We start from the raw sequence: 1,892 nt of genomic DNA on the forward strand, positions 1-1,892 counted from the left end.
AAATTGGCGGCATGAAAACCAACCCGGATACACCTTAGATCAGCCGCTGAGCTGTCCGAAAAACCGGGACCACTTCAGCGAATGCCAACCCGTTTGCGGGCAAGCTGAAACTGCTTGTTGAGCCCCGCCTGACAAGCGCAAGCGCTTGGTATGTGTGTGCGGCCCCCGGTGCCCCTGATGGCTTGCAGCACGCCTATCTTGATGGTGTGGCGGGGCCTCAGCTTTTCACGCGCGAAGGCTTTGAGGTGGATGGCATCGAATACAAGGTCCGCATGGATTTCGGCGCAGGCTTCACCGATCATCGCGGCTGGTACATGAGCCCTTCGGCCTAAGCTGGGGCGCGCGGTAGGGCGCGCCCCGAACAATCGTGTGGCTGGGTTTGGTTGTGCCTGATGCCACATGTAGCGGGATGTCTGGTTTTCGACATGCCAGCATCCTTGACGGTCCCGGTGAGGTTTTTTCCTTTCCCTCACCGGGGCTAATCCACCGGGGAATGAAGATGTCAAATAATCCAATTCAATCCAATGTTCCCGCGATCTGCGTCAGCAAGTCTAGCGCCGCCGCCATGCTTAACCTGTCGCCCGGCAAGTTCTCTGAGCTGGTTGAGGCCGGTGCTATGCCGAAACCGCGCTGTGTGGGCTCGCGCCGCCTGTGGCTGGTGACTGAGCTTTATACCTGCGCAGCGGCACTGCCCTCGCAGGATGAGGAAGATACTTGGGGTGATCTCTGATGGCTCGCCGGGTCAAACGTGAGTTTCCGGGCGTCACGGCATATTTTGATCGGCACCGGAAGCGCCGTTTTCGGTTTCGCAAAAAGGGTTTCTCGACAGAAATCCATGGTGAGTACGGCTCACCGGAGTTTCGCCAGAATTATGAGCGGGCCCTGAGCGGTTTCAAATCGCAAGAGATCGGCTCCCCGGCCACCAAGCGCGGCACCATCAATGCGCTTGCCGTGTCCTACTACAAGAGCCCCGAGTTTGTATCGCTAAAGGACAGCACCAAGTTGACCTATCGGCGCGAAATCGAGCGGTTGCGCGAGGATCACGGCCATACACTTGTGAAACAGATGAAGCGGCAACACGTGGTCAAATTGCTGGAACCCCTGACTGATCGACCATCCGCGCGCAACAACCGCTTGCGGATGCTCAAGATGCTTTTGAACCATGCCGTTGAGATTGGGTGGCGCTCATCAAATCCAACGGCTGGGATCAAGAAAATGCGCACCAACGCGCACGGTTTCCACACTTGGACAGAGGATGAGCTGCAAAAGTTCTTTGAGCATCACAAGGCGGGCACTGTGGCGCATACAGCGGTCACGTTGATGCTCTACACCGCCTGCGCGCGGTCGGATGTCGTAAAGCTCGGGTGGCAGAACCTCAAAGGTGATCGTTTGCAGTATCGCCGTCAAAAGACTGAGGGTGTCTCAACAGTGTTGATTGACATCCCGGTGCACCCTGAACTGCGCAAAGTGTTGGACACGCTGCCCAATGACAAGCTCACCTTTCTCGAAACCAGAGGCGGGCGGTCAAGAACCGCAAACGGGTTGGGAACCGCCATGCGCAAATGGTGCGACGATGCGGGCCTGTCGAAATGCTCAGCTCACGGGCTGCGCAAAGCCTGCGCCACCCGGTTGGCAGAGGCAGGGGCAACTGAGCGCGAAATCATGGCTTGGACGGGCCACAACTCACCAACAATGGTGCAGGTATATGCAGGCAAAGCGCGTCGCGGTCTCTTGGCCGATCACGGTTTTGAAAAGCTAATCAAGAACGAACAGGGTTCAAAACTTGACGAACCCAATACGAAAGGTTCGACAAAGTGAACCGCTCCGGGTTTTCCGGAGGCTCCAAATCAAGGAAGGATTGGAGCCATGGAAAAGGACAACAGAGCGAACCG

Annotated in this window: 2 protein-coding genes and 1 pseudogene; all 3 read left to right on the forward strand. The window is 56.9% G+C overall.

Annotation, left to right across the window (positions count from 1 at the left end):
* Positions 1-83: 83 nt before the first annotated feature.
* Positions 84-332: pseudogene (locus I3253_RS20770) on the forward strand (phage major capsid protein); the annotation flags it as partial.
* Between the two features lie 167 nt (positions 333-499).
* Positions 500-730, forward strand: coding sequence for a hypothetical protein (locus I3253_RS20280; RefSeq protein WP_197919598.1), 231 nt, complete (start codon positions 500-502; stop codon positions 728-730).
* Positions 730-1,818: a tyrosine-type recombinase/integrase gene (locus I3253_RS20285; protein ID WP_197919599.1), complete on the forward strand. Its 1,089-nt coding sequence runs from the start codon at positions 730-732 to the stop codon at positions 1,816-1,818. Before I3253_RS20280 ends, I3253_RS20285 begins: the two co-directional genes overlap by 1 nt.
* The last annotated feature ends 74 nt before the right edge of the window (positions 1,819-1,892 follow it).

The sequence above is a fragment of the Thiosulfatihalobacter marinus genome, assembly GCF_016019955.1.
Classification (GTDB): Bacteria; Pseudomonadota; Alphaproteobacteria; order Rhodobacterales; family Rhodobacteraceae; genus Shimia; species Shimia marinus_A.